24 protein-coding genes are annotated in these 23,751 nt (G+C 44.1%); 9 read left to right on the top strand and 15 right to left on the bottom strand.

What is annotated here, in order from left to right; all coding sequences use genetic code 11:
- Window positions 1-68: 68 nt before the first annotated feature.
- From ACYVAA_RS06000 to ACYVAA_RS05985, 4 genes are read right to left on the bottom strand one after another with little or no spacing between them, the layout of a single operon-like run.
- Window positions 69-620 carry a gluconate 2-dehydrogenase subunit 3 family protein gene (locus ACYVAA_RS06000; RefSeq protein WP_460539504.1) on the bottom strand — a complete coding sequence of 184 codons (552 nt, stop codon included), beginning with the start codon at window positions 618-620 and terminating at the stop codon, window positions 69-71.
- A gap of 18 nt (window positions 621-638) precedes the next feature.
- Entirely contained in the window at window positions 639-2,318 is a 1,680-nt protein-coding gene (locus tag ACYVAA_RS05995) for a GMC oxidoreductase (protein WP_460539502.1), read from the bottom strand.
- A 35-nt stretch (window positions 2,319-2,353) separates the two neighbouring features.
- Window positions 2,354-3,220: a hydroxypyruvate isomerase family protein gene (locus ACYVAA_RS05990; RefSeq protein ID WP_460539500.1), complete on the bottom strand. Its 867-nt coding sequence runs from the start codon at window positions 3,218-3,220 to the stop codon at window positions 2,354-2,356.
- Between the two features lie 11 nt (window positions 3,221-3,231).
- A complete protein-coding gene (locus ACYVAA_RS05985) occupies window positions 3,232-4,467 on the bottom strand; it encodes a nucleoside permease (protein WP_460539498.1) in 1,236 nt (411 codons plus the stop codon).
- A 298-nt stretch (window positions 4,468-4,765) separates the two neighbouring features.
- On the opposite strand from ACYVAA_RS05985, the gene ACYVAA_RS05980 reads away from it, so the two are divergent.
- The 4 genes from ACYVAA_RS05980 (at window position 4,766) to ACYVAA_RS05965 (ending at window position 8,364) form a co-directional block, all read left to right on the top strand.
- Window positions 4,766-5,932: a Gfo/Idh/MocA family protein gene (locus tag ACYVAA_RS05980; RefSeq protein WP_460539496.1), complete on the top strand. Its 1,167-nt coding sequence runs from the start codon at window positions 4,766-4,768 to the stop codon at window positions 5,930-5,932.
- Window positions 5,933-6,040: 108 nt separating this feature from the next.
- Window positions 6,041-7,093 (top strand): sugar phosphate isomerase/epimerase family protein, encoded by a 1,053-nt coding sequence (locus ACYVAA_RS05975; RefSeq protein WP_460539494.1) that lies wholly within the window; start codon window positions 6,041-6,043, stop codon window positions 7,091-7,093.
- Window positions 7,094-7,120: 27 nt separating this feature from the next.
- Entirely contained in the window at window positions 7,121-7,543 is a 423-nt protein-coding gene (locus tag ACYVAA_RS05970) for a c-type cytochrome (protein ID WP_460539492.1), read from the top strand.
- Window positions 7,544-7,602: 59 nt separating this feature from the next.
- Window positions 7,603-8,364 carry a 3-keto-disaccharide hydrolase gene (locus ACYVAA_RS05965; RefSeq protein ID WP_460539490.1) on the top strand — a complete coding sequence of 254 codons (762 nt, stop codon included), beginning with the start codon at window positions 7,603-7,605 and terminating at the stop codon, window positions 8,362-8,364.
- A gap of 314 nt (window positions 8,365-8,678) precedes the next feature.
- Here the strand turns inward: ACYVAA_RS05965 and ACYVAA_RS05960 are convergent, their stop codons facing one another.
- Complete coding sequence (locus tag ACYVAA_RS05960; protein WP_460539488.1) at window positions 8,679-10,922, bottom strand: NADP-dependent isocitrate dehydrogenase; 2,244 nt, start codon at window positions 10,920-10,922, stop codon at window positions 8,679-8,681.
- Window positions 10,923-11,650: 728 nt separating this feature from the next.
- Between ACYVAA_RS05960 and ACYVAA_RS05955 the strand changes: the two genes are divergently transcribed.
- Window positions 11,651-12,067, top strand: coding sequence for a hypothetical protein (locus ACYVAA_RS05955; RefSeq protein ID WP_460539486.1), 417 nt, complete (start codon window positions 11,651-11,653; stop codon window positions 12,065-12,067).
- Window positions 12,068-12,180: 113 nt separating this feature from the next.
- On the opposite strand, the gene panB is transcribed toward ACYVAA_RS05955, so the two are convergent.
- The 6 genes from panB to ACYVAA_RS05925 form a co-directional block, all read right to left on the bottom strand.
- Entirely contained in the window at window positions 12,181-13,002 is an 822-nt protein-coding gene (gene panB, locus ACYVAA_RS05950; RefSeq protein ID WP_460539484.1) for a 3-methyl-2-oxobutanoate hydroxymethyltransferase, read from the bottom strand.
- Window positions 13,003-13,013: 11 nt separating this feature from the next.
- Entirely contained in the window at window positions 13,014-13,517 is a 504-nt protein-coding gene (locus tag ACYVAA_RS05945) for a phosphoribosyltransferase family protein (RefSeq protein ID WP_460539482.1), read from the bottom strand.
- A 132-nt stretch (window positions 13,518-13,649) separates the two neighbouring features.
- Window positions 13,650-14,573, bottom strand: a complete 924-nt coding sequence (gene rsgA / locus ACYVAA_RS05940) for a ribosome small subunit-dependent GTPase A (protein WP_460539544.1) — start codon at window positions 14,571-14,573, stop codon at window positions 13,650-13,652.
- Entirely contained in the window at window positions 14,570-15,823 is a 1,254-nt protein-coding gene (locus ACYVAA_RS05935) for a 3-deoxy-D-manno-octulosonic acid transferase (RefSeq protein WP_460539480.1), read from the bottom strand. The genes rsgA and ACYVAA_RS05935 overlap by 4 nt, the downstream gene beginning before the upstream one ends.
- Before the next feature lie 117 nt (window positions 15,824-15,940).
- Window positions 15,941-16,570, bottom strand: coding sequence for a peroxiredoxin (locus ACYVAA_RS05930; RefSeq protein WP_460539478.1), 630 nt, complete (start codon window positions 16,568-16,570; stop codon window positions 15,941-15,943).
- 51 nt (window positions 16,571-16,621) lie between these two features.
- Window positions 16,622-17,035, bottom strand: coding sequence for a Fur family transcriptional regulator (locus tag ACYVAA_RS05925; RefSeq protein WP_460539476.1), 414 nt, complete (start codon window positions 17,033-17,035; stop codon window positions 16,622-16,624).
- A 149-nt stretch (window positions 17,036-17,184) separates the two neighbouring features.
- Between ACYVAA_RS05925 and ACYVAA_RS05920 the strand changes: the two genes are divergently transcribed.
- The 3 genes from ACYVAA_RS05920 to ACYVAA_RS05910 are packed head-to-tail and all read left to right on the top strand — an operon-like array spanning window position 17,185 to window position 19,536.
- Window positions 17,185-18,183 (top strand): DUF6588 family protein, encoded by a 999-nt coding sequence (locus tag ACYVAA_RS05920; RefSeq protein WP_460539474.1) that lies wholly within the window; start codon window positions 17,185-17,187, stop codon window positions 18,181-18,183.
- A gap of 2 nt (window positions 18,184-18,185) precedes the next feature.
- Entirely contained in the window at window positions 18,186-18,671 is a 486-nt protein-coding gene (locus ACYVAA_RS05915; protein WP_460539472.1) for a low molecular weight protein-tyrosine-phosphatase, read from the top strand.
- Window positions 18,664-19,536: a fructosamine kinase family protein gene (locus ACYVAA_RS05910; protein ID WP_460539470.1), complete on the top strand. Its 873-nt coding sequence runs from the start codon at window positions 18,664-18,666 to the stop codon at window positions 19,534-19,536. Before ACYVAA_RS05915 ends, ACYVAA_RS05910 begins: the two co-directional genes overlap by 8 nt.
- Window positions 19,537-19,545: 9 nt before the next feature.
- Here the strand turns inward: ACYVAA_RS05910 and ACYVAA_RS05905 are convergent, their stop codons facing one another.
- A complete protein-coding gene (locus ACYVAA_RS05905) occupies window positions 19,546-20,847 on the bottom strand; it encodes an amino acid kinase family protein (protein WP_460539468.1) in 1,302 nt (433 codons plus the stop codon).
- A 57-nt stretch (window positions 20,848-20,904) separates the two neighbouring features.
- On the opposite strand from ACYVAA_RS05905, the gene fbp reads away from it, so the two are divergent.
- Window positions 20,905-21,945, top strand: coding sequence for a class 1 fructose-bisphosphatase (fbp, locus tag ACYVAA_RS05900; RefSeq protein ID WP_460539466.1), 1,041 nt, complete (start codon window positions 20,905-20,907; stop codon window positions 21,943-21,945).
- Window positions 21,946-22,202: 257 nt separating this feature from the next.
- Here fbp and ACYVAA_RS05895 read toward each other — a convergent pair whose 3' ends face one another.
- The 3 genes from ACYVAA_RS05895 to yihA all read right to left on the bottom strand — a co-directional run bounded on the left by ACYVAA_RS05895 (window position 22,203) and on the right by yihA (window position 23,686).
- The gene (locus ACYVAA_RS05895; protein WP_460539464.1) at window positions 22,203-22,502 is read right to left on the bottom strand and encodes a hypothetical protein; all 300 of its coding nucleotides are present in this window, start codon (window positions 22,500-22,502) and stop codon (window positions 22,203-22,205) included.
- Window positions 22,503-22,586: 84 nt separating this feature from the next.
- Complete coding sequence (locus ACYVAA_RS05890; protein WP_460539462.1) at window positions 22,587-23,021, bottom strand: DUF5606 family protein; 435 nt, start codon at window positions 23,019-23,021, stop codon at window positions 22,587-22,589.
- A 59-nt stretch (window positions 23,022-23,080) separates the two neighbouring features.
- Window positions 23,081-23,686, bottom strand: a complete 606-nt coding sequence (yihA, locus tag ACYVAA_RS05885) for a GTP-binding protein (protein WP_460539460.1) — start codon at window positions 23,684-23,686, stop codon at window positions 23,081-23,083.
- Window positions 23,687-23,751 lie beyond the last annotated feature (65 nt).

Below are 23,751 nucleotides of genomic sequence, written 5' to 3'. Positions count from 1 at the left end.
ATGTTTACAATTAAGGTTTTTCTAAAAAACGGAACAGCAAATCAATCACTGTCCCGTTTATAAGAGGCTTAGATGGCGTATGCCTTATCCCCTTTTTTATAGTCTATGCAGGGCTCCCATTTCCCGGGAGTTTCTACGTATTTCAAGGCTTGGGTAGCACCGATTTCGGAAGTAAAATAGCCTAACACGGTCAGGTCCTTCAGCATATTGAAGTATTTGGGTCCGTTCTCCTCTTTAGCTGTGGCATTAAGCTTATTCAAATAATCCGTTCTTTGCTCTTGACTGGCCTTCATAAAGTCCTTACCTACTTCCTCCTTGAAGCCTTTCTTTAAGGCGTTGAGTCCGTCGATAAATTCGTTTTGTTGCTCTTCGTGATAAGTATCCTTTACCATCATCGCCATAAATGCCCCAATTCCGGTTGCTTTGGCACCTGGGGTATCGGTGGTAGGGATGATAGTATCCCCTATTTCATCAAGGAAGGCTATTTCCTCCGGACTGAAATCCAATCCTTCAATTTGCTTTTCCGGAGCACATCCTGTCAGGATCACATTGGCACCCACCATGGTTCCTCCCATCATGAGCACGACACTTTTTAACGCATCTCTTCTGTTCATTGCCATAATATGTGTCTTTTTGGGTTAAAGGTTTCCTTTTTTAAGTTCTTCGACAGCGAAGTTTACTGCTCTTGCCGTCAGTGCCATATAAGTCAGAGAAGGGTTTACAGCTGAAGCGGAAGTCATGGCCGCCCCATCAGTCACAAACACATTCTTGGCATCCCATACCTGGTTGTTACCATTCAGCACAGAAGTCTTCGGATCCCTGCCCATTCTGGCGGTGCCCATTTCGTGAATCCCCTGACCGAAAGTATACCCTGAGTCGTAGGTGTGGACATTTTTCAAACCTGCAGCTTCTAACATTTCTGCCGCATCATTCATCATATCCTTACGCATCTTGATCTCGTTATCCTTGATCTCTGCGTTCATAACCAAAGCGTACATTCCCCACTTATCCTTGACATCCTTGCTCAGTTTGATGGTGTTTTCATGATAAGGCAATATCTCACCAAAAGCCGTCATCCCTATACTCCACGGTCCTGGCTCGGTCAATGCCTCCTTAAGCGGTCCACCAATATTGATTTCACCTACACCACGGCTCCAACCGCTTCTACTTGCACCGCCTTGGTAACCAAAGCCTCTGAGGTAATCCCTTTTATCATCTCCTACATTTCGGAACCTAGGGATATAAATTCCTCCCGGCCTTCTTCCAAAATAATACTTATCCTCATAACCTTCCACCTTCGCGCTGGCCCCCAGCCTAAAGTGGTGGTCCATCACATTATGGCCTAGCTCACCGGAACTGCTTCCTAAACCTTCCGGCCATATATCTGTGGCGGAGCGCATCAAAATCTGGGTAGAATTAAAGGCTGAAGCACACAAGAATACGATCTTGGACTTGTACTCTATGGTTTCCATGGTCTCTGCATCCAATACCTCCACCCCTGTAGCCTTCTTCGTATCCTTATCGTAAATGACCCTGTTGGCGATGGACCAAGGACGCAAGGTAAGGTTACCTGTAGCCATGGCTGCTGGCAGGGTAGATGACTGGGTACTGAAATATCCTCCAAAAGGACAGCCCAACCAACACTTGTTCCGCGCCTGGCAGCCAGGACGGCCAGGAAGAGGCTGGGTAATATTGGCTACCCGTGCATGGATAAAATGACGCGTACCTCCAAAGCTCTTTTCAATTCTTTCCTTCACATCCTTTTCCACACAGTTCATGGCAAAAGCAGGCATAAATTGTCCGTCAGGCAAGACATCAAGTCCATCATTGTTACCTGCTATTCCGGCAAACTTCTCCACATAATCATACCACGGGGCGATGTCCTTGTACCGAATCGGCCAATCCACCGCAATTCCTTCTTTGGCATTCCCCTCAAAATCCAGGTCAGACCATCTATAGCTTTGTCTGCCCCAAAGAAGGGATCTTCCGCCCACTTGATATCCTCGGAACCAGGTAAACGGCTTTTCCTCCACATAAGGAGATTCATCCTCATGCGCCCACCAATCCAGGTTGAGTTCATTAAGCACATAATCCCGCTTTAGATTGGGATGGTTTTCAATCATCTCAATAGTCCTTCTTCCCCTGTGGGGGATTTCCCAAGGAGCCTTGGTGGCATTCTTGTAATCCTTGACATGTTCGACGTTCTGCCCTCTTTCGAGCAACAAAACCTTCAGTCCTTTCTCGGTCAGTTCTTTTGCGGCCCATCCGCCACTGATCCCTGATCCGACAACAATAGCATCGTACTCTTGATTTGCCATATTCATCTATAGGTTTAAATTAGGTTATTTTAAGTTTAAATATCACAAAGGGCAATAGCTTCTCTCAGCGATGCTGCCTTGTCCTTTGCCTTGGGTATAAATTCCTGGGCGATGTATCCCTTGAAGCCTGTTTTTGCAATGGCCTTGATGATTGCGGGATAATTAAGTTCTTGGGTTTCGTCTATTTCATTCCTGCCCGGATTGCCGGCAGTGTGATAATGTCCATAGTACTGATGGTTTTCCCCTATGGTCCTGATCACATCCCCCTCGTCTATCTGCATATGATAAATATCGTAGAGAAGCTTAAAATGATCGCTGTCCAGACGCTTGCAAAGCTCCACGCCCCATACGCTCTTATCACACATATAATCCGGATGATCGATTTTACTGTTCAAGAGCTCCATCACCAAAGTCACTCCATGTTTCTCTGCAATAGGAAGAAGTTGCTGCAGGCCTTTAACGCTATTTTGAAGGCCCGTCTCATCGTCCATACCGTTTCTGTTCCCACTAAAACAAATCAGGTTTTTATAACCATTTTTAGCTACTAAAGGAATCATTTCAGTATAATTCTTAATCAGGGTATCATGGTACTCTGTATGATTAAACCCTTCCTCTAGGCTGATCTCGGCACCATTACACATAGAACTATATACCCCGTGCCTTTGGGCAACCGGCCAGTCTTTAGGCCCTAACAAATCTATGGCGCTGAACCCGATATCTTTGATCAGCACGCATAATTCATCCAAGGACAAATGGCCATAAGTCCATCGGCATACCGAATGGTTTATATTTCCTTTCAACATTTTGTGGTTATTGTTTGCTTGTATATTAAGGTAAGGCAGACCGCTGATTGCAGCGGAACCTACCAACATTTTCTTTATTACGGATCTTCTTTCTGACATGGAGAATCATTTTATGCCGCCACTGCCGCAGGCTTCTTTTCTTTTTTAAATGAAAAGGCAAAGATCACTGCCACCAGCACCGCAATGCCAGATGGGATCAACCAAATGGTCTGCCAGTTGTGCACCTTATCACTCATTTCATAGGTATCGTAGGCCCAACCTGCTACCCAGAAGCCAATCAACATCCCTACACCGTAGGTGGCCAGGGTGATCATCCCCTGAGCTGCGCTCTTAAACCGCTCCCCTGCTTTGGAGTCCGTATAGATTTGTCCAGAGACAAAGAAGAAATCATAACAAATACCATGAAGGGCAATACCGGTCAATAGCATGAACGAAAGTTCATTGACATTTCCAAAGGCAAAGAGTGCGTAGCGCACCACCCAGGCAAACATGCCTACCAAAAGGGTCTTCTTCACCCCAAACTTCCCAAAGAAAACCGGAAGCAACAACATAAACAAGACCTCACTACCTTGACCTAAGGCCATTTTACTGGTAAGGTTGGTCATTCCTATTTCCCCGAAAAATTTACTGGCATTTTGATAGTAAAATGCCAAAGGAATACAGATAAGCACAGACGACAAGAAGAAAACCAAATAGTTTTTATCCTTTAACAAGGCAAAAGCGTCCAGCCCAAGAATCTCTGAAATGGACTTTTTCTCACCTTTGGCAATCTTTGGAGGAGTCTTAGGCAACATAAAGCTGAATATCCCCAATACAAAGGAAGCGATACAGGTCATCAGGAAGGTATACTTCAGCATTCCCGCGGCCGCATTTTCAGCCGAATCCCAGGCAAATACCAAACTGATCACCAAGCCGGCCACAATCCAGCCTATGGTCCCCCAAACGCGGATCACGCCAAATTCCTTTTCCGGATTGCTCATCTGGTTAAAGGAAACGGAATTCACTAGTGCCAAAGTAGGCATATACGCCACCATATAGGCAAAAACATAAGGATAAAATGAGGCATAATCCTCCGCATTGAACATCTGGAACATCAGCACAGCTCCAATTAAATGGAGCACACCCAAAATCCGTTCTGCATTGAAATACTTGTCTGCTATCAGACCGATAATAAACGGAGCAATAATGGCCCCTAATGATTGTGTTGAAAATACTGCCGCATCTTGTGCGCCTGTTGTCCCCAGATTATTCCCAAGAAATAGCCCCAAGGTAACGAACCATCCTCCCCAAATAAAAAATTCGAGGAACATCATAAAGGACAACTTGAATTTTGTGTTGAAACTCATAGGTTTTTTAATAGGTTTTTATTTAGTTTTTGACGGCCAACTTAAAAAGAAAAAACCAAACTACTTAAATAAAAATTTAAAAATTAGTGTTTTTGGTTTAATTTTAGTCTTTCTGATTCATAGGCAAACTGTTCAGTGATTCGGTTTAAATATACTCTTTGCCACTCATATTACTATATTGCACTTTGTCATCAATCAGAGCATAACAAACCTACTCCTTAGGCACCCCTGCAAAACCATGAAAAAGTAGTTAAAATTGAAAATGAATTTCAAACCCATAAAAACTATAGTATAAATTATGAACCACCGTAAACTTCGAATGGGCATGGTCGGAGGCGGGCCTGGCTCCTTTATCGGAGCTGTCCATAGGATCGCCGCCAATATGGACGGACAAATCGAACTGGTAGCAGGCTCATTCAGTAGTAACCCTGAAAAATCAAAAAAAGCAGGTGCAGAACTTTTTCTCGACAACAAGAGGATTTACCAATCCTATGAAGAAATGTTTGAAAAGGAAAAGCAACTTCCCGACGATGAGAGAATAGACTTTGTGAGCATCGTCACCCCTAACCACGTTCATTTTGACCCCACCCTAAAGGCCCTTCAAAACGGCTTTCACGTGGTATTGGACAAACCGATGACCTTAACCTATGAAGAAGCGAAGGAACTCAATCAGGTCATCTCCAAATCCGGTTTGCTTTTCTGCCTTACCCATACCTATACCGGATACCCCATGATCAAAGAAGCGCGGCAACTCATCGCCAATGGTACTTTGGGAAATATCCGAAAAATATATGTGGAATATCCACAGGGATGGCTTTGGAAAGCCTTTTCCGAGGACGAAAACAAACAGGCGGGATGGAGAACCGACCCTAAGAGGAGCGGTGTAGCAGGCTGCATGGGGGATATCGGCACCCATGCGCTGAACCTGGCTGAATATGTCAGTGGCCTCAAACTCGACAAACTTTGCGCGGACCTCAACACCACCTTGCCAGGAAGGGTCTTGGATGATGACGGGATCGTCTTATTAAAATTTGACAATGGCGCATCTGGAGTTTTGATGGCATCACAAATTGCCACAGGGGCCGAAAACAACTTAAAAATAAGGGTTTATGGAGATAAAGCGGGCCTGGAATGGCAACAAGAAGATGCCAACAGCCTGATTCTAAGACACCCTGATCAACCCGACCAAATCTACCGGGCAGGAGAAAACAATGCCTATCTTTCCAGTTATGCCCTGGCAAATTCGCGGACTCCCGCCGGACATCCGGAGGGTTACCTGGAAGCCTTTGCCAACCACTACAGGAATTTTGCCCGAACACTTCAGGCCAAAATGGAAGGCAAAGCACCAGAAAAAGAATGGCTGGATTTTCCAGGCACGGAAGATGGTGTAAGGGGCATGGCCTTTATCGAACATGTGGTCAAAAGCGGGAAGTCCGACCAAAAGTGGACGAAGTTTGAGCTTTGACCTGAAGAAAAAGCCCGCCAAATTGGACTGGTTCTATGAAAAGAACGTAATTTGCAACCAAACCATTTGCTAAAACGATTAATTCAACAACTTAAAATACCCTATAATATGAAAACCATCAAAGGCCCTGCCTTATTTATAGCACAGTTTGCAGATGATAAAGCACCTTTCAACAGCCTAAAAAGCATAAGCGAATGGGCCAAAAGCATTGGTTATAAAGCGATACAAATCCCTTCTTGGGACAGCCGGTTTATCGATCTTCAAAAGGCAGCCGAGGACTTGGACTATGCCAAAGAAATAAAAAATACGGTAGAAAATGCCGGCCTGGAAATTTCAGAACTGAGCACCCACCTGCAAGGCCAGCTGGTAGCTGTCAACCCTGCCTACAACGAGCTGTTTGATGCTTTCGCCCCAGAAAACCTGAAAGGTGACCTTAAAGGCAAAAGTGCATGGGCCACTCAGCAACTGATGTACGCCGCCAAGGCCTCCAAAAACCTGGGACTTACCGCCCATGCTACCTTTAGCGGTGCTTTAATGTGGCACACCGTTTACCCCTGGCCTCAGCGTCCCGCAGGCTTAGTAGAAGCGGGCTTTGAAGAACTGGCCAAGAGATGGTTGCCTATTTTGGATGAATTTGACAAAAATGGTGTAGATTTATGCTATGAATTGCATCCGGGAGAAGATCTGCACGACGGGGTTACTTTCGAAATGTTCTTGGAAAAAGTAAACCATCACCCTAGGGCCAATATACTATACGATCCAAGCCACTTCTTGCTTCAGTGCCTGGACTATGTACAGTTTATTGACTTTTATCATGACAGAATCAAAATGTTCCATGTAAAAGACGCAGAATTTAACCCGACAGGGAAGCAAGGTGTATACGGCGGCTACCAAAGCTGGATCAACAGAGCCGGAAGGTTCCGTTCGTTGGGAGACGGCCAGGTGGACTTCAATGCCATCTTCAGCAAATTGTCACAATATGACTTTGATGGATGGGCCGTTCTGGAATGGGAATGTGCGATCAAGCATCCCGAAGCAGGAGCCAAAGAAGGTGCAAAATTCATCAGCGAAAAAATCATCAGAGTGACCGAAAAGACTTTTGATGATTTTGCATCGGCAGGTACCGATGAGCAGCTAAACAAAAAGGTATTAGGAATTTAATTAAAGCAACTCAAACCTATAAAACCAATGAACTTAAGTAAAATCACAGGCGCAAGTGTCATCGCACTTGCAGGATTCGCCTACGCATGTGGCGGAGGGTCAGACACCAAAACAGAAGAAACCGCGACTCCCGCACCAGCTACGCCTGCCAAGGAAATGAGCTTCGATGAAATGTACAAAGACAATCCTGACTATGTCAACGGCCTTGCGCTAGTGAAAGAATCAGACTGTCCAAGCTGCCACATGGTAGAAAGGAAAATCGTAGGACCAGCTTATAAAGATGTGGCTGAAAAATATGAAAGTACTGAAGAAAACATCGAAACACTTGCCAAGCACGTCGTTGAAGGAAATTCCGGTGTTTGGGGTGAAGTTCCAATGCCAGCCCATCCAGGCCTTTCTCAGGAAGATGCCAAAAAGATGGTTAAGTACGTCTTAATGTTAAAAAAATAACCTTATTCACTAAAGGGGATCAGCAATGATCTCCTTTTCGTGCAAACGAAATAAACCGTATGAAAAAAACAATTTTATCCCTATCAGTATTGAGCCTCATGGCCGCTTCCTGTGGTTCCTCCACAGAAAAAAGCGCAGAAGAAAACACCTCTGTTGATACTCAGATGAGTGTGGAAACCACTGCAAACCAAGAAGAGGAGTGGATCAGTTTATTCAATGGTGAAAACCTTGACGGATGGGCCAATTACAACAAAGAAACAGTAGGCCCAGCTTGGAAAGTAGAGGACGGAATACTTTACCTTGACGCCTCTAATAAAGAAGACTGGCAAGTAAATGGCGGCGGAGACATTGTCACCGAAGAGATATTTGAAGACTTCCACCTTAAGCTTGACTGGAAAATCTCCAAAAACGGAAATAGTGGCATCATGTTCTTGGTTCAAGAAATGGATGAATTCAGGTATCCTTGGAATACAGGACCAGAATACCAGCTACTGGACAACGAAGGCCACCCTGACGGAAAAATCACTAAGCACAGAACAGGAGACCTTTATGACCTGATCGAATCTTCGGAGGAAGCATCCAATCCTGTGGGAGAATGGAACACTTCAGAAATCATCGTCAATGACGGCCAGCTGACCTTTAAGCTGAATGGGGTCACCACCGTTTCCACCTCTTTGTGGGATGATTCTTGGAAAGAACTGATCGCAGGCAGCAAGTTCAGAGACATGAAAGAATTTGGTCAATATCAGAAGGGAAAAATAGCCCTTCAAGACCATGGTAACAATGTTTGGTTCAAAAACATCATGATCAAAAAACTTTAATCCGGATTCGGATCAAGGAGCAATTTCATAAACACTAAAGCCGGGAACTCCCCGGCTTTTTTTGATCATACCAGAATGAGACAGCAGCTCGGACGAAGCCCAAACCATGACTTTAGAAACTACATCTTTTAGTACTAGCCAAATCAAACCAATATCCAGGAAGTTTTTAGCCCAATAGTCTCGTGACACAGAAGGGGCTGCAGTCTTATTTCATTCAATCTGCTTATCTAAACAGTATCAATTTAGGTATTATCCAAAAAAAAAGGATTGCCCTGTTCGGACAACCCTTTTCTTATCAAGTATGTTATTATCTTTTAGACATTGGCTACTACCATCTCTAAAATCTCATTCAACGTTTGGCTAGGCCTCATGGCTTTAGAAGTCTTCTCTTCTTCCGGCTTAAAGTAACCTCCGATATCCACGGCACTTCCCTGAGCTCCATTCAGCTCCGCCACGACCTTCTCTTCATTCTCTTCCATTGCCTTAGCTACTTTGGAGAATATCTCCTTCAATGCAGCATCCTTATCCTGTGCTGCAAGTGCCTCAGCCCAGTACATGGCGAGATAAAAATGGCTTCCACGGTTGTCCAGCTCATTTACCTTACGGGAAGGCGATTTGCCATTTTCCAGAAACTTGCCGGTTGCCTCGTCCAAGGTTTTCCCTAGAACGATGGCCCTTTCATTGTTGAAGGTATTGCCCAAATGTTCCAAAGATACCGCTAGGGCCAAGAACTCGCCCAGTGAATCCCACCTTAAGTGTCCTTCTTCCACAAACTGCTGAACGTGCTTTGGAGCTGATCCACCGGCACCGGTTTCAAACAAGCCCCCTCCGTTCATCAATGGAACGATTGAAAGCATTTTGGCTGAAGTTCCTAATTCCAAAATCGGGAAAAGGTCTGTCAAATAGTCCCTCAATACGTTTCCTGTTACAGAAATAGTATCTTTTCCTTCTTTGATCCTCTCCAAAGAGAAGCGTGTAGCCTCCACAGGTGCTAGGATTCGGATATCCAATCCAGCTGTATCATGTTGAGGCAAGTATTTATTTACTTTTTCAATCAACTGCGCATCATGGGCCCTGTTCTTATCCAACCAGAAGACCGCTGGAGTATTGCTGGCTCTGGAACGGTTTACGGCCAACTTCACCCAATCCTGAATAGGAGCGTCTTTGGTCTGGCACATTCTGAAAATGTCTCCTTTTTCTACCGCATGCTCCATCAACGTTTCCCCTGCTGCATTGAGTACTTTTACCTTTCCTTCAGAGGCAATCTCAAAAGTCTTGTCATGAGAACCGTATTCTTCCGCCTTTTGGGCCATCAGACCTACATTAGGAACACTCCCCATAGTAGTTGGATCAAAGGCACCATGCTTCTTACAGAAGTCAATGGTTTCCTGATATACACCGGCATAAGAACGGTCTGGAATAACCGCCTTGGTATCCTGAAGTTTGTCATTCTTATTCCACATCTGGCCTGAAGAACGGATCATGGCAGGCATGGATGCGTCAATGATCACATCACTGGGCACGTGAAGATTGGTAATTCCTTTGTGGGAATTTACCATGGCCAGATCAGGACTCTCAGCATAACACGCTTCGATGTCAGCCTCGATTTCATTACGCTTATCGGCAGGCAGCTTATCCAATGCACTGATAAGGTCACCAAAACCATTGTTGACATCTACGCCAAGCTCTTTGATAGTTGCGGCATGTTTCTCGAAAACAGGAGCGAAGAAAACCTTCACAGCGTGACCGAAGATGATAGGGTCAGAAACCTTCATCATGGTAGCTTTCATGTGCAAGGAAAACAATACTCCCTGCTGCTTAGCCTCTTCCTTCTGCTCTGCCAAAAAGGCCTCCAGTTTCTTGGCGCTCATCACAGCCGAATCAATCACTTCTCCTTCTTGAAGCTTCAGTCCTTCTTTCAGGACAGTCACCTCACCATCTTTACCTTCCAACTGAATTTTCACCGTCCCTGCTGCAGCCATAGTTAAAGACTGCTCGCTGCCGTAAAAATCACCTTCAGTCATACTGGCCACATGAGACTTGGAATCAGCACTCCAAGCCCCCATGCTATGAGGATTATTTTTGGCAAACTGCTTCACTGCTTGAGGAGCTCTTCTGTCAGAATTACCCTCTCTCAAAACAGGATTCACAGCACTGCCCTTTATTTTGTCATATTTTGCCTTTACGCTCTTTTCTTCCTCGGACTTAGGCTCATCAGGATAATCAGGCAAAGCATAGCCTTTTCCCTGTAATTCCTTAATCGCTGCTTTTAATTGGGGAATAGAAGCACTGATATTCGGTAATTTCACGATGTTGGCCTCTGGGGTTTTGGCAATCTCCCCCAACTCCGCAAGGGCATCCCCTATACGCTGTTCTTCCTTCAAATACTCAGGGAAATTCGCAATAATTCTACCGGACAAAGAGATATCTCTTGTTTCCACTGCTACCCCAGCCGAATCGGTAAATGATTTGATAATCGGCAGCAAAGAATAAGTTGCCAGAGCCGGCGCCTCGTCGGTCAGCGTATAAAGAATCTTAGGTGTTTTTGTAGTGGTCATTTTGTTACAATTTGGACACAACAGTCCACAGCCATTGCTGCACTTTGTGTATTACTTCGATTTAATGATTGTTGATAAATGCCTACGCACTCAAATTTGCCGCTAAAATACGCAAAATATCGCGCTTTCAAACAATTATTATATTTTCGATAATAAAAACGATCAAAATTAACAATTTTTCATCAAAAACCCACTACACTGTGCAAATTCAAAAAATTATTGGGAAAGGATTGATTATTTTCAGATTTCACCCTGATTTCATCTGATAAAAAAAATCTATCGCCCATCAATTACCCGACCCAATCCATTAAATTGAAAAGAGCATAGTTTGATGTGGATTTTTAAAACAATTAAATAATTCTGACTATCCGGGACTTTGCACGTAGAATTAGTTGAACAAACTACTTAAAAGAAATCCTTCTGAAGGCCTTTGGAGCGTTCGGTTTTGGGACAGTTGCTGGAGGCGTTAATAAAATGAGTTAGCTCGCGAAGTGGACGAGCGAGATCCACTCATTTTTAGCCTATAGCAAATGGCACAAAATCAAATTGAGATAAACTGATTGTAATCGAAAACAAATTTACTCGATTTGAAGAAGGCTCCATGGCCTAGATTTTTGGTTCTTTTCATCAATGGAAAAGAACAGAAAAACAATAAGAATCTTATAAGATTTGGTTACTTGCAAAAGTACGGATGCATGTATTACTAATTAACTTTTAATGGAGTTGCCATGAAGCTAGCGATAGATAAAAACAGACCTTTACTGGCCCTTTACTTGACAGGTTTGATCTGGCTTACACAGTTTGCCTCATCAGTTTTCAGCCTGATGACGTTTAAAATCCCCTTCCTCCTATTCCTCATTCTGGCCATTGTTATGTTTTTGATATTTTCTATTAAAGGCTGGGAAGACGGACTGAGCAAAACGGCCTCACTGACAATAGGCTTTATGCTGATCCCACAAATAGCCCTGATCATCATCGAGTTCTTCAAGAAGGAACAGGGGTTTCACTATTTTCACTTGGGCGGCCTGATCCTGTTCTTTGCAAACACCTATCTGATCTATAGAAGCAAAGGGAGCAAAAACTTACAGCTTACCAACTTTGTCATTCATCTAACCTATCACAGTGTGATATTCAGTTTTAAGTAGAATTCATTCCACCCAGAAATGAAGCTTAAATGTTGTTTATAAGTTCAGTTAACAGGTTAACCGATTCAACCATTAACCTAATTTTCAGGGAAGCTACCTACCCGTACGGGGAATCAATAACTCTCCTTTTCATTGGGGAAGTCCTTGGACTTGACGTCCTTGATATAGCCCTCCACGGCTTCTGTCATTATCCCTCTCAAATCGGCATATTGCCTTAAAAACCTTGGCTTAAACTCCTGGGTAATTCCCAGCATATCATGGACCACCAGCACTTGGCCATCCACATGAGGCCCTGCTCCGATACCTATTACCGGGATGGACACCGTTTCAGCCACTTTCTTGGCCAGTTTTGCGGGAATCTTTTCCAAAACAATAGCAAAACAACCGCATTCTTCCAGGATCCGGGCGTCTTCAATAAGCTTTGCAGCCTCCTCATCCTCTTTGGCCCTGACCGTGTAGGTTCCAAATTTATAGATGGACTGTGGGGTCAAGCCCAAATGTCCCATGACGGGTACACCGGCGCTGAGAATCCTGATCACGGACTCTTTGATCTCCGCTCCCCCTTCCACCTTTACCGCATGGGCTCCCGATTCCTTCATTATCCTAATGGAGGACCTTAAGGCTTCGGAGGAGTTGCCCTGATAGGACCCAAAGGGAATATCCACGACAACCAATGCCCGCTTCACCCCTCTCACCACGGAAGAGGCATGATAGATCATCTGATCCAAGGTGATGGGCAAGGTAGTCTCATGTCCCGCCATAACATTGGAAGCTGAGTCCCCTACCAAGATGATATCCAAGCCTGCTGCATCCAGAATTCCGGCCATGGAAAAATCGTAAGCGGTCAGCATGGAGATTTTCTCGCCCCGGGTTTTCATTTCCTGGAGTACGTGCGTAGTGATTCTTTTGATATTGGAAGATTGATGAACAGACATGGTGTTTGGGATTATTGAAGATGGACAGTCGAATCACTTTCGTTGAGGTCTACCACTATATTTTCACTCAGAGTAGTAGCCAGTTCATAGCCAGTATAGTCAGCGGACACAGGAAAAAGCTTGTGGCTCCTATTGACCAAAACGGCTACTTCAATTTTCTTAACTTCGTATTTCAAAAAGGGATCTATGGCATAGGTCAAGGTCCTTCCGGAGTTGAGCACATCATCTACGATGATCAGGCATTTCCCCATAAAATCAACCTCCTTGGACAACTTCACCTGAGGTTGGGTTTTGGTAAATTTATCCAGGGATATCTGAAGTTCTTCTATCCTAAGAGACGATATCTCCCTCACCTTTTCGGCCAACAGACCGGCAAATACATATCCCATACCGGAGATCCCAGCAAAAACCAACTCCTCTTCCCCCGCATTTCGTTCATAGATTTCAAAAGCTATTCTGGTGATCTTTTGCTGGATCTGCTTATGATTCAGCACCAAAGTCTTGATTTCACTCATAATGGATTGATCAAACTGTTTTTAAAAAGGAAAATTAGCCCAAAAGCCGATAGATTCAAAGATTTGCCCACGATAAATACACCTTGGGCCAACGCTTATGCCTCGCAAAAAAACGCCCCGTTTCCGAATCCCTTAGCGGTGTGTATCCTCTTCGTAGAGTATCTTTACATAACTATCGTACCGATAGGGATGGATATACCCCTCTTCCAGCACCTCCAACACCTTACATCCCGGCTCATTGAGGTGCTTGCAATTATTGTATTTGCACTGCCCAAGGTAGTTTCTCATCTCCACAAAATAATGGGACAGTTCATGCTCATCGATATCCAGAATCCCAAACTCTTTGATTCCCGGTGTATCGATTAGAAAGCCCCCATCCTCTACCGGAAACATTTCAGCGAAAGTGGTCGTGTGCACCCCTTTTGAGGTAAAACTAGAAACTTCCTTAGTGGACTGGCCTGCGCTAGGAATCAACTTGTTCAACATGGTAGACTTGCCTACGCCAGAATGGCCCGAAAGCAGGGTCGTTTTTCCCTTAAGCCTATTTTTAAAATCCGCTTCCAAGCCCTGGTCATTAAGTGCCGAAATCTCAATCACGGGATACCCGAGCGGCTCATAAATCTCATGGATGTCCTGGAGAAATTCTTGGTCCTTTTCTTTCTTGACCAAATCCATCTTATTGACTACAATAGTGGTAGGTATTCTAAAACTCTCCGTACTGACTATAAAACGATCAATAAAGCCCAAAGAAGTCCTGGGCTGCTTCAAAGTAACCACCAAAAAAGCCTGGTCGATATTGGAGGCCAAAATATGGGAGAAATTATTCTTCCGGGTGGACTTCCTGATGATGTAATTTTCCCTGGGTAATATACTGGCTATAATGGCGGTATCCTGGTTGGCCTCCTCTGTCAACATCACATAATCCCCCACCGCAATCGGGTTGGTCAACTTATGGTCGTCCTGCTTAAACTTACCACGCAGCCGAGCCTTTACCAATCGCCCTCCTGCCTCCACCATGTACCAGCTGCCGGTCGATTTCACGACTCTTCCTTTTATGTCCATTGGATAATATTTTGTACTCCCTTCATGATTTTCTCTGCGCTGCCCAGGTTATCCCCCACTAGCTTTCCGGCTGCGTGAACCGCCCTTTCGTAAGACGACTCCTTTTCCAAATCTAAAACTATTTCCTCAAAAGTGGCCGCATCGACGGCTTCAAAACCACAACCGTATTGCTGGCTGATACCAGCCTCGGGGAATTTACTCTTCTTTTTGACCTTCCCAAAAACTACTGGAATATGAAAGGCCAAGGGCTCCAGAATATTATGCAGCCCCTTTCCAAAAGCCCCGCCCACATAAGCTATTTTTGCAAATTGGTACAAAGAGGAAAGCATTCCAATATTGTCAATAAACAGTACCTCTATATTTCCCCCTTGCTCATGTGACAGTTCAGAATACTTAATGGATTTTTGCTTGATTTCAGCCTGCCAAGCCGAAATTTGAGCCACATTGATATCATGCGGAGCGACGATATACTTGTATTGAGGGTTTTTATTGATAAACGGAACGATCAAAGCCATGTCCTCCTCCCATGCACTCCCCACCACCATAACCTGCTTGCCCGCTACAAATGTCTCCATCTCTGGAAACACTTTGGGCTGCAAGCTGATCTGCCTGACATTATCATACCGCGTATCTCCGGCGACGCTGACATTTTGCACCCCTATGCCCCGAAGCAATTCCCAAGTTTCTTGGTTCTGGGAGAAAATATGATCAAAACTCTTTAAAATTTTCCTGAAAAATTCTCCATATGCACGAAAATAGACCTGATCACTTCTCATGGAAGCAGAAAAAAGAACCAAGGGAATACCCCGCTTTTTGGCCTCAAAAATATAATTGGCCCACAAATCATATTTCACAAAAAAAGAAATGGCAGGCTTTACCACATCCAAAAAGCGCTGTGCATTGGCCTTGGTATCAAATGGCAGATAGGTAATATAATCCACATGGGGCTGGGGCTTCCTAATAACATTTTCATAGCCACTGGGGCTGAAAAAGGTCACAAGCACCAATTTATCAGGAAAAGCTTCTTTAAAAACCCTGATTACCGGCTTGGCCTGTTCGTACTCTCCCAAAGAGGCCACATGAAACCAGGCAAGATCAGTTAAAAACTCACTTCTAAAGGCTTCCAATTCAACAAAAACATTTTCCCTCCCCCTCACCATTCGGGCAAGCTTGGACCCCCCCCCTTTGGCCAGTTGTAATGCTCCGGACATTGCCCACACTGAAAAGTCATAAAACAGCTTCATGCGTCAAAAATAGTAATAAGCATAGAAACCACCTCGACATAAAGAATTAATCCATAAAAATGCAAAAAGCCCCGGTGTACCCACCGAGGCTTTCATTATTTATTGCAGGTGCAATAATCAGTTTTTAGAAAGATATTCAGACACACCTTCTTTGGTAGCTTTCATAGCTTCTTTACCTTCTTCCCAGTTTGCAGGACAAACCTCTCCATGCTTTTCTACGTGCTGAAGAGCATCCACCAATCTGATCATCTCGTCAATGTTTCTACCTAAAGGAAGGTCGTTGATGGTTTCGTGTCTTACCACACCTTCTTTGTCGATCAAGAAAGATCCTCTGAATGCTACAGGAGCACCTTCGTAAGCAAGCTCTCCCTCTTCATTGTAATTCCACTCACCGGCCAAAACGCCAAAGTTGTGGGCAATGGTTTTTGCTGGATCAGCTACCAAAGGATAAGTCACCCCTTCAATACCACCGTTGGCTTTAGGAGTAGCCAACCATGCAAGGTGGGTTTCTTCCGTGTCGCAAGAAGCACCTACTACGGCTACGCCTCTTTTCTCAAACTCAGCCAATTTCTCCTGGAAAGCCAAGATTTCTGTAGGACATACAAAAGTGAAATCTTTTGGATAGAAATAGAAAATCACTTCTTGCTTACCGATGTACTGCTCCAATGAAAAGCCATCTACGATTTCTTCTCCATTGATAACTGCTGGTGCGCTAAATAGTGGGGCTTTTTTTCCTACTAATGACATACTTTTTTACGTTTAAATTGATTAATTATGTGAATAAATTATTGTTGTTACTTACTTGTTGTGGCCTTTGATGACCACTGAGATATCTTCTACCTCAAAATCCTCTATTTTATTTTTCTCAAAGAATTCCTTGATCAAGGCTTCTAATTTTTCGCTGCGATAATCCCTGATTTCGTTGGTGCTCTTATCGTAAAGGTGACTGTGAGCTTCCAAGATGGCATCAAAACGCATCACGCCGTTGTTGTCTACAAACTTCTGGATGATTTGAGCATTCACAAAAGTATCCAGCGTCTTGTAAACCGTGCCGAGCGAAATGGAAGGGTTATTCTCCTTGATTTGATCATATACCCATTCAGCAGTAGGGTGATTATGGGTCCGCGACACCGCTTCATAAATCACCATACGCTGGTGGGTAAACTTTAACCCGCCACCCGAAATCTTATTTTTTATCGCTTCAATATTCATTCAGTGTTAAGAATGATTCTTATCTAGTAATAGTTCCGCAAAACTATAAAAGATTGGGAATTTTTCAAAAAAATATTTTTCACCCCCTGATCCGTTCAAGAGTTTAGTCCAAATTTCACTACCTTTATTTTCCAAAACCAACCGAACCTATGAAGAAAGTATTATATTTTTGTTTAGCCTCCCTGATTTTCAGCGGAACTAAGGTCTTTGGCCAGGGCGATTTTGATGTTGAAAAAATCCTTCAGGCCGGCGTGAATGACCTGAACACCTATATGGGACATTATGTAGAACCTGCTGCAAAAGGCTTTATGTATAGTTCTGGTGCAGGATGGGCACATACAGCCAAACCTCATAGCACCTTGGGCTTTGACCTCAAGTTTTCGGTGAGCGCCGCTGCTGTTCCAAGCAGCTACGAGAGCTTTACATTTAACCCTAACGAATACGAAAAACTAAGGGTAGAAGGAAGCAACGGGACCCCTTCCCAACTCCCTACCTTATACGGCGATCCCGACGCGGTCGGTACACTCGGAATTTATGAAAACAACACAAAACTAGCCGAAGTAGACATCCCCCCAGGTCTTGACATCCCTGAAAACCTCAAGTATGTCCCCGCTCCTACCGTTCAAGCGGCCATAGGGCTTCCTGCCGGTTTTGAGATTGTAGGAAGAGTGATTCCTAAAATCACCGTGGAGGACGCAGAGGTTTCCCAATGGGGACTTGGCATCAAGCATGATATCAAGCAATATATTCCAGGAGTAAAGCTCCTTCCTTTTGACTTCTCGGTATTGGCGGCATACAACTCCCTCAACGCAAAATATTTCATAGAAAAAGACTTGGCTCAATATGGCGAAATGGACATGGAGGCATGGACTTTTCAAGGTATTGTCAGCAAAAAAATATCCGTTGTCACGTTTTACGGAGCTGCAGGCTATAATTCCGGAAAATCCTCTTACAATATGTTGGGCACCTATCAAGTAGAGGGCACTTCAGAAAGCGTGACGGATCCGGTGAAGCTCAACTATATGGCAGAAGGAGCCATGGCGACCCTAGGGACGCGCTTTAAATTCGGACCTATCTTCCTCAACGGGGATTACACTTTCCAGGAATTCAACACCATCAATGTTGGACTAGGAGTTTCAATTAGATAAACATGATCAAAGTTTTATTCGTTTGCTTAGGCAATATTTGCCGTTCTCCTTTAGCGGAGGCCATTTTCAATCATCAAATCAAAGAACTGGGCCTTGAAAACAAATTCCAGAGTGACAGCTGTGGAACATCAGACTACCATATCGGAGAACTACCAGACGAGCGCAGTATCAAATGCGCAGAGCAACACGGTGTCCATATTTCACACCGGGGGCGACAATTATGCCACACAGATATCCGCGATTTTGACTTCATCATCGCCATGGACAAATCCAACCGGACCAATATCCACAAACTGATGGAAGCTTATAATCAGCAGCATGAGCAGATCCACCTGATGAGGGACTTCCAAAACAATCCTGATGCAGAAGAGGTGCCTGATCCCTATTATGGTGGAGAAGAAGGTTTTGAAAAAGTATACCAAATCCTGAATGAATCCATTCAAGGATTGATAACAACACTCCAAAAAAAACATGAAGTGTATGCATAGGTCCCATTCATTTTATGAAGAAGCCTTATACGATGCCCTACATGAACCCACTATCATCAAATCTGTCCGCCTTATTTCTGCGGGAACAATGAACCAAAGCGTGCTCTTAGAAACCGATAAGGGCGCGCTGTTCCTTAAATCGAACCATTTCCCCTCACCAGACATTTTTCATCAGGAAATAAAAGGCCTGACCTTACTTCACAAACACTCCCCCGTACAAATCCCCAAGACCATCGGGTCAGGAAGAATCAAAGATCAAAACTACCTACTGATCGAATGGATTCACGGGGGCTATCCTACCCCTTCTTATTGGGAAAACCTGGGGCATGGACTTGCCGAGCTCCACATGGCCACCTCTCCCCAATTCGGATTAGCCGACGATAACTATATCGCTATCCTCCCTCAAAAAAACACTTTTCATGCAAATTGGGCTACTTTCTATGCCGAGCAACGGCTTGAGCCATTACTGGGAAAAGCTTATTATGACGGCTTGATCCAAAAAGATTTTTACAAGAAATTCCAACGTATCTATGCTAAACTGGAGGATCTGCTCCCCAATGAGAAACCGGCATTGCTCCATGGAGATCTCTGGTCCGGCAATGTAATTGTAAACAAAAAAGGAGAGCCTTGCCTCATAGACCCTGCGGTTTATTATGGCCACCGTGAAATGGACCTTGCTTTTTCAAAGCTTTTTGGCGGATTTCAGGGCAGGTTTTATGAGGCCTATAACGACATTTTCCCCTTGGAGCCGGACTTTGAAGTCCGAGCAGACATCCACAACCTCTACCCATTATTGGTCCACTTAAACCTATTTGGCCAAAGCTATCTTCCCGGCATCAAAAAGGTCATCAAAAAATTTATCTGAGCCACCTTTCTAATCACTCCCTCCTTCTTTAGCTAACTTGATGCTGCCTTTACATACTATCTGAAAAGTGCTTCTTGTAGTCTGTTCGACCAAAATCAAACCTGCCTCAAAAAAATCCCTTTTGATGCTTTCATTGTAATTTTTCACCGTGACCAGCTGCAGCCCTTCATTATAACGAACCTTAAACATTGACTTCATTTCTTCGAGCAGCTGCTCCAACTTAAACAGCTCCCTGTCCATGCAGATGGAAATGGTGATGGCAGAAGTTTGAAGCAAATTTACCCTAAGCTTTAGCCGCTCCAGTTCAGCATAGACCCGGTGCATGTGGGACTCATTGATAAAAGTAAAATCCGTCACTTCAAATGTCACCAACACCTGATGATCCTTTACCACAATACTGGGCACATCCGGCCTCTCATCAGGAAAATCACTAATAACGGTACCGACTTCATCCGGCTGCAAAAAGGACTTTACATGAAGGGGAATACCGGCATTGGCCAACGGCCTAATGGTCTTGGGGTGGATAACTGAAGCCCCATAATAGGTCATTTCAGCGGCTTCCCGATAATCAATCCGGTCAAACTTCACCGTATCCCCAAACCGCTTCGGATCGGCATTCAATACCCCTGGAACATCTTTCCATATAGTCACTGATTTTGCCTTGGTACTTTTCGCGATGATTGCTGCTGAAAAATCAGAACCTTCTCTTCCCAAGGTGGTCGGTTTTCCTTGGGAAGAGCTCCCTATAAAGCCTTGAGTAATTACCGGAAACTTTTTCATTTTGGTCAACAGGTGCCGTTGGCACATCCGTTCGGTCATCCCCCAATCCACCTTGGCTTGCCGGAAACTCTCATCTGTTACGATGATTTCTCTGGCATCCTGCCAGAGACAGAACATGTTCTGGCTGCATAAATAGGCATGGATAATTTTACTGGAGATCAACTCCCCATAACCGACAATCTTGTCATAATACTGATCATAATTTTCTTTGCCCAATGGATGTGACAAATCCCTCTTCAGCTGCAGAAAAAGGTTTTCAACAGCTGAAAAAACAAGATCTCCTTCGGAAAAAAGCTCATTGCAGATTGCTAAATGGTTTTTTCTTAAAATAGTACAATTCGAATCATACGGCTCCTTTTCAATTTTTAACCTCAAAATTTCCTCCAGCGCATTGGTCGTTTTACCCATTGCCGACACAACTATGACCATCGGGTTATGCAATCGATTTAAAAGAATCGTATGAAGGTTTTTGACTGCAAAGGCATCTTTCACCGATGCCCCGCCAAATTTGTAAACAATTGCTTTTGTCATAAAAATATTAATCGTATTTTTCAGTGGGTTATATTTACAATTGTACTTTTCAAAGATATGAAAACAAAACCATACCAGCCTGATCACTCGGCATTGGGCTATTCAGTAGGCGTCACATTGGATCGTTTTATCAAAATGAAACAAGATGACTTCCCTTTTGCCTCCGGGGAACTTTCCCAGATCCTCAGGGATATTGCATTGGCCTCCAAGATCGTGAACCGTGAGATCAACCGAGCTGGATTATCAAATATAGGCGGTGCCTTTGGTAATACCAATGTCCAAGGTGAGGAACAACAAAAACTCGATGTCATCGCCAACATCCGATTTACCAGGGCATTGACCAAGGGCGGGGAAGTATGCGCGGTAGTTTCCGAAGAAGATGACGAAGTAATCGACCTTCAAAACAGCAGCGGTAAATACGTCGTGGCCATGGACCCGCTGGACGGCTCTTCCAATATCGATGTCAACATTTCCATTGGCACCATTTTTTCCATCTACAGAAGGGTTACCCCCATAGGCAGCCCAATTCAGCCTGAGGACATCATGCAGCCGGGCAACAAGCAGGTAGCTGCAGGCTATGTTCTTTACGGCTCCTCCACCATGCTGGTGTACACTACTGGAAAAGGGGTCAACGGCTTTACCTACGAACAATCACTAGGGGAATTTTTCCTTTCGCACCCCAACATGAAAGCCCCGGAGAACGGAAAAATCTTCAGCATCAATGAAGGCCTCAACTCCCAAGTCAGCGATGGGGTAAAAAACTATATTGAATCCTGCAAATCCAGGAATTTCAGTGCCCGATACATCGGAAGCTTGGTGGCTGACTTTCACCGCAACCTGCTAAAAGGCGGGCTTTACATCTACCCCAGCACTACCAAGGCCCCTGAAGGAAAACTGCGCCTACTTTATGAGGCCAATTCCCTGGCATTTATAGCCGAGCAAGCCGGAGCCGCTGCTTCCAACGGTAAGGAGAGAATATTGGACATCGAGCCAACTGCCCTGCACCAGAGAACTCCTCTTTACATAGGTTCCAAAATGATGGTTGCAGAGGCTGAAGAATTTCTAAAGGAAGAAGAAAGTCCGATCGTCCACAAATGAGGACGCTTAATGAATGGCAATTGCCTCTAAGGTAATTTGTGAATTGGTTAATGGTCTATTAGGTTATTGAGTTACTAAGTTATTGGGTTTATGTACCTTGGCGGATAAAACGAGGGTTTACCATTTGCCTTGGGTGTTCTTCATTCCCCTTTTACTAGGCCATGCCCATGGTAAGAGAAGTGCTGAACTTAAAAATTATTCAAGGCGTTCGATCCACCATCCCATCCGTTCATTAGCAGCCCATCACCGGACTGGGATCATTGGTACTTTCTTCTGATTTCGATTTTCTGAATCTGACGATCCACTAAGGCCGCGCTGAGATCATACGCCATTCGCTCAGGAGCGGAAGTATGAAGAATATTTTTCAGTTTATGCTCTCCGAGGTCTATCCTGTAACACACATGAAGCAGCTTCTCCAGATCCCTATCGAGAAGCTGTTTTATTATGGGCTCAAGAAGTTTGATCAGTTCCTCTTTGCTGTTCAATTCACCAGGAATTGACAGTTCAAAGTCCTTTTGAAGTAACCGGGCACTTTCGGAGATACTATCTGATTTCATCACAAAAAAGGCTACTTTTTGGATCAAAATTTTCTTCCAAAAAGTAGCCGTTATTTTTAATTTGAATATCTACTAATATTACACTTATTCGTCTTTGCTCTCCTCACTGTCTTGCACAGCACTTTCCTGAAGAACTTCCGGAGCATGCTCTCGAATGATCTTGTACCAAGAAATCATTTTTTTCACATCCGAAGGATAAACTCTGCTCTCATCAAAATCAGGAAGCACGTGCTTCATAAAAGCCATGTACTCATCGTTGTCCGCACCTTTGGCCAGCCCGGTATCGCCTTCAAATTCTTTCTCCACAGTGATCATCACTTCCTGAAGAGGGGTAGCGCCTTCCTCGGTCATTGTGTAGATTGATATCTCGCTAAGTATTGACACACGGTGGTTGGCACCAACGACCAATTTACCTTTTTTGGCATCCATAGATTCCAAAATCACACCACTTCTACTTGGCTTGAGCACTTTATATAATCCGGGTTTGCCGGCTACTGTAGCAATTTCATTGAATTCCATATCACTTCTTTTAGATCAGGTTGCAAATATAGGGTTTCAGTATAAAAGCTCAAGACAAATCATTGCTGAGCATAAAATTCTTCTGACAGCTCTTCCATAAATCCGATCAGTTCTTCTCGACCTACAGCTGTATTGGACGAAGTCACAAAATACAGCGGTGCTTCCTCAAAAATCCCTTTGGAGGCTTTTAGGAATTTCTGAACATTCCCTTTCACCTTACTCACGGACAATTTATCCGCCTTGGTAAACACCAATACAATGGGAACGGCATTCTGACCGCACCAAAGCAGAAATTCCAGGTCTTTTTTCTGAGGCTCCAACCGGCTGTCAATCAATACAAAGGTGGCCTCCAGATTTTCACGGTGGGTCAGATAGCCCTTGATCATCTTCTCCCAATCAGCTTTCATCATCTTACTCACCTGTGCAAAACCATACCCTGGCAAATCCACGATATACCACTTTTCATCGATTTCAAAATGATTGATCAGCTGTGTCTTCCCTGGTTTACCAGATATTTTGGCCAGGCTTTTATTGTTGGTCAGCATATTGATCAGGGAGCTTTTACCCACATTGGACCGCCCGATAAAGGCAAACTCCGGCTTGTGTGCTGATGGGCATTTTCTAAAATCAGAATTACTGGTCAAAAATGTGGCCTTCTTTATCATTTTCCTCTCTTTTTTACAAAGGTAAGCCTTTCCCAGTAAAACCCTGACACCAATTAATCTTTAAC

The sequence above is a fragment of the Echinicola sediminis genome, assembly GCF_054777495.1.
Note: the sequence above shows the minus strand (reverse complement) of the source record. Positions and strands in the feature narration are given on the sequence as shown.

Excerpts from the sequence above, each read along its gene's own strand:
- ACYVAA_RS06000 (WP_460539504.1), bottom strand. The coding sequence starts at position 620 with ATGGCAATGAACAGAAGAGATGCGTTAAAAAGTGTCGTGCTCATGATG.
- ACYVAA_RS05995 (WP_460539502.1), bottom strand. The coding sequence starts at position 2,318 with ATGGCAAATCAAGAGTACGATGCTATTGTTGTCGGATCAGGGATCAGT.
- ACYVAA_RS05990 (WP_460539500.1), bottom strand. The coding sequence starts at position 3,220 with ATGTCAGAAAGAAGATCCGTAATAAAGAAAATGTTGGTAGGTTCCGCT.
- ACYVAA_RS05985 (WP_460539498.1), bottom strand. The coding sequence starts at position 4,467 with ATGAGTTTCAACACAAAATTCAAGTTGTCCTTTATGATGTTCCTCGAA.
- ACYVAA_RS05980 (WP_460539496.1), top strand. The coding sequence starts at position 4,766 with ATGAACCACCGTAAACTTCGAATGGGCATGGTCGGAGGCGGGCCTGGC.
- ACYVAA_RS05975 (WP_460539494.1), top strand. The coding sequence starts at position 6,041 with ATGAAAACCATCAAAGGCCCTGCCTTATTTATAGCACAGTTTGCAGAT.
- ACYVAA_RS05970 (WP_460539492.1), top strand. The coding sequence starts at position 7,121 with ATGAACTTAAGTAAAATCACAGGCGCAAGTGTCATCGCACTTGCAGGA.
- ACYVAA_RS05965 (WP_460539490.1), top strand. The coding sequence starts at position 7,603 with ATGAAAAAAACAATTTTATCCCTATCAGTATTGAGCCTCATGGCCGCT.
- ACYVAA_RS05960 (WP_460539488.1), bottom strand. The coding sequence starts at position 10,922 with ATGACCACTACAAAAACACCTAAGATTCTTTATACGCTGACCGACGAG.
- ACYVAA_RS05955 (WP_460539486.1), top strand. The coding sequence starts at position 11,651 with ATGAAGCTAGCGATAGATAAAAACAGACCTTTACTGGCCCTTTACTTG.
- panB (WP_460539484.1), bottom strand. The coding sequence starts at position 13,002 with ATGTCTGTTCATCAATCTTCCAATATCAAAAGAATCACTACGCACGTA.
- ACYVAA_RS05945 (WP_460539482.1), bottom strand. The coding sequence starts at position 13,517 with ATGAGTGAAATCAAGACTTTGGTGCTGAATCATAAGCAGATCCAGCAA.
- ACYVAA_RS05935 (WP_460539480.1), bottom strand. The coding sequence starts at position 15,823 with ATGAAGCTGTTTTATGACTTTTCAGTGTGGGCAATGTCCGGAGCATTA.
- ACYVAA_RS05930 (WP_460539478.1), bottom strand. The coding sequence starts at position 16,570 with ATGTCATTAGTAGGAAAAAAAGCCCCACTATTTAGCGCACCAGCAGTT.
- ACYVAA_RS05925 (WP_460539476.1), bottom strand. The coding sequence starts at position 17,035 with ATGAATATTGAAGCGATAAAAAATAAGATTTCGGGTGGCGGGTTAAAG.
- ACYVAA_RS05920 (WP_460539474.1), top strand. The coding sequence starts at position 17,185 with ATGAAGAAAGTATTATATTTTTGTTTAGCCTCCCTGATTTTCAGCGGA.
- ACYVAA_RS05915 (WP_460539472.1), top strand. The coding sequence starts at position 18,186 with ATGATCAAAGTTTTATTCGTTTGCTTAGGCAATATTTGCCGTTCTCCT.
- ACYVAA_RS05910 (WP_460539470.1), top strand. The coding sequence starts at position 18,664 with ATGCATAGGTCCCATTCATTTTATGAAGAAGCCTTATACGATGCCCTA.
- ACYVAA_RS05905 (WP_460539468.1), bottom strand. The coding sequence starts at position 20,847 with ATGACAAAAGCAATTGTTTACAAATTTGGCGGGGCATCGGTGAAAGAT.
- fbp (WP_460539466.1), top strand. The coding sequence starts at position 20,905 with ATGAAAACAAAACCATACCAGCCTGATCACTCGGCATTGGGCTATTCA.
- ACYVAA_RS05895 (WP_460539464.1), bottom strand. The coding sequence starts at position 22,502 with ATGAAATCAGATAGTATCTCCGAAAGTGCCCGGTTACTTCAAAAGGAC.
- ACYVAA_RS05890 (WP_460539462.1), bottom strand. The coding sequence starts at position 23,021 with ATGGAATTCAATGAAATTGCTACAGTAGCCGGCAAACCCGGATTATAT.
- yihA (WP_460539460.1), bottom strand. The coding sequence starts at position 23,686 with ATGATAAAGAAGGCCACATTTTTGACCAGTAATTCTGATTTTAGAAAA.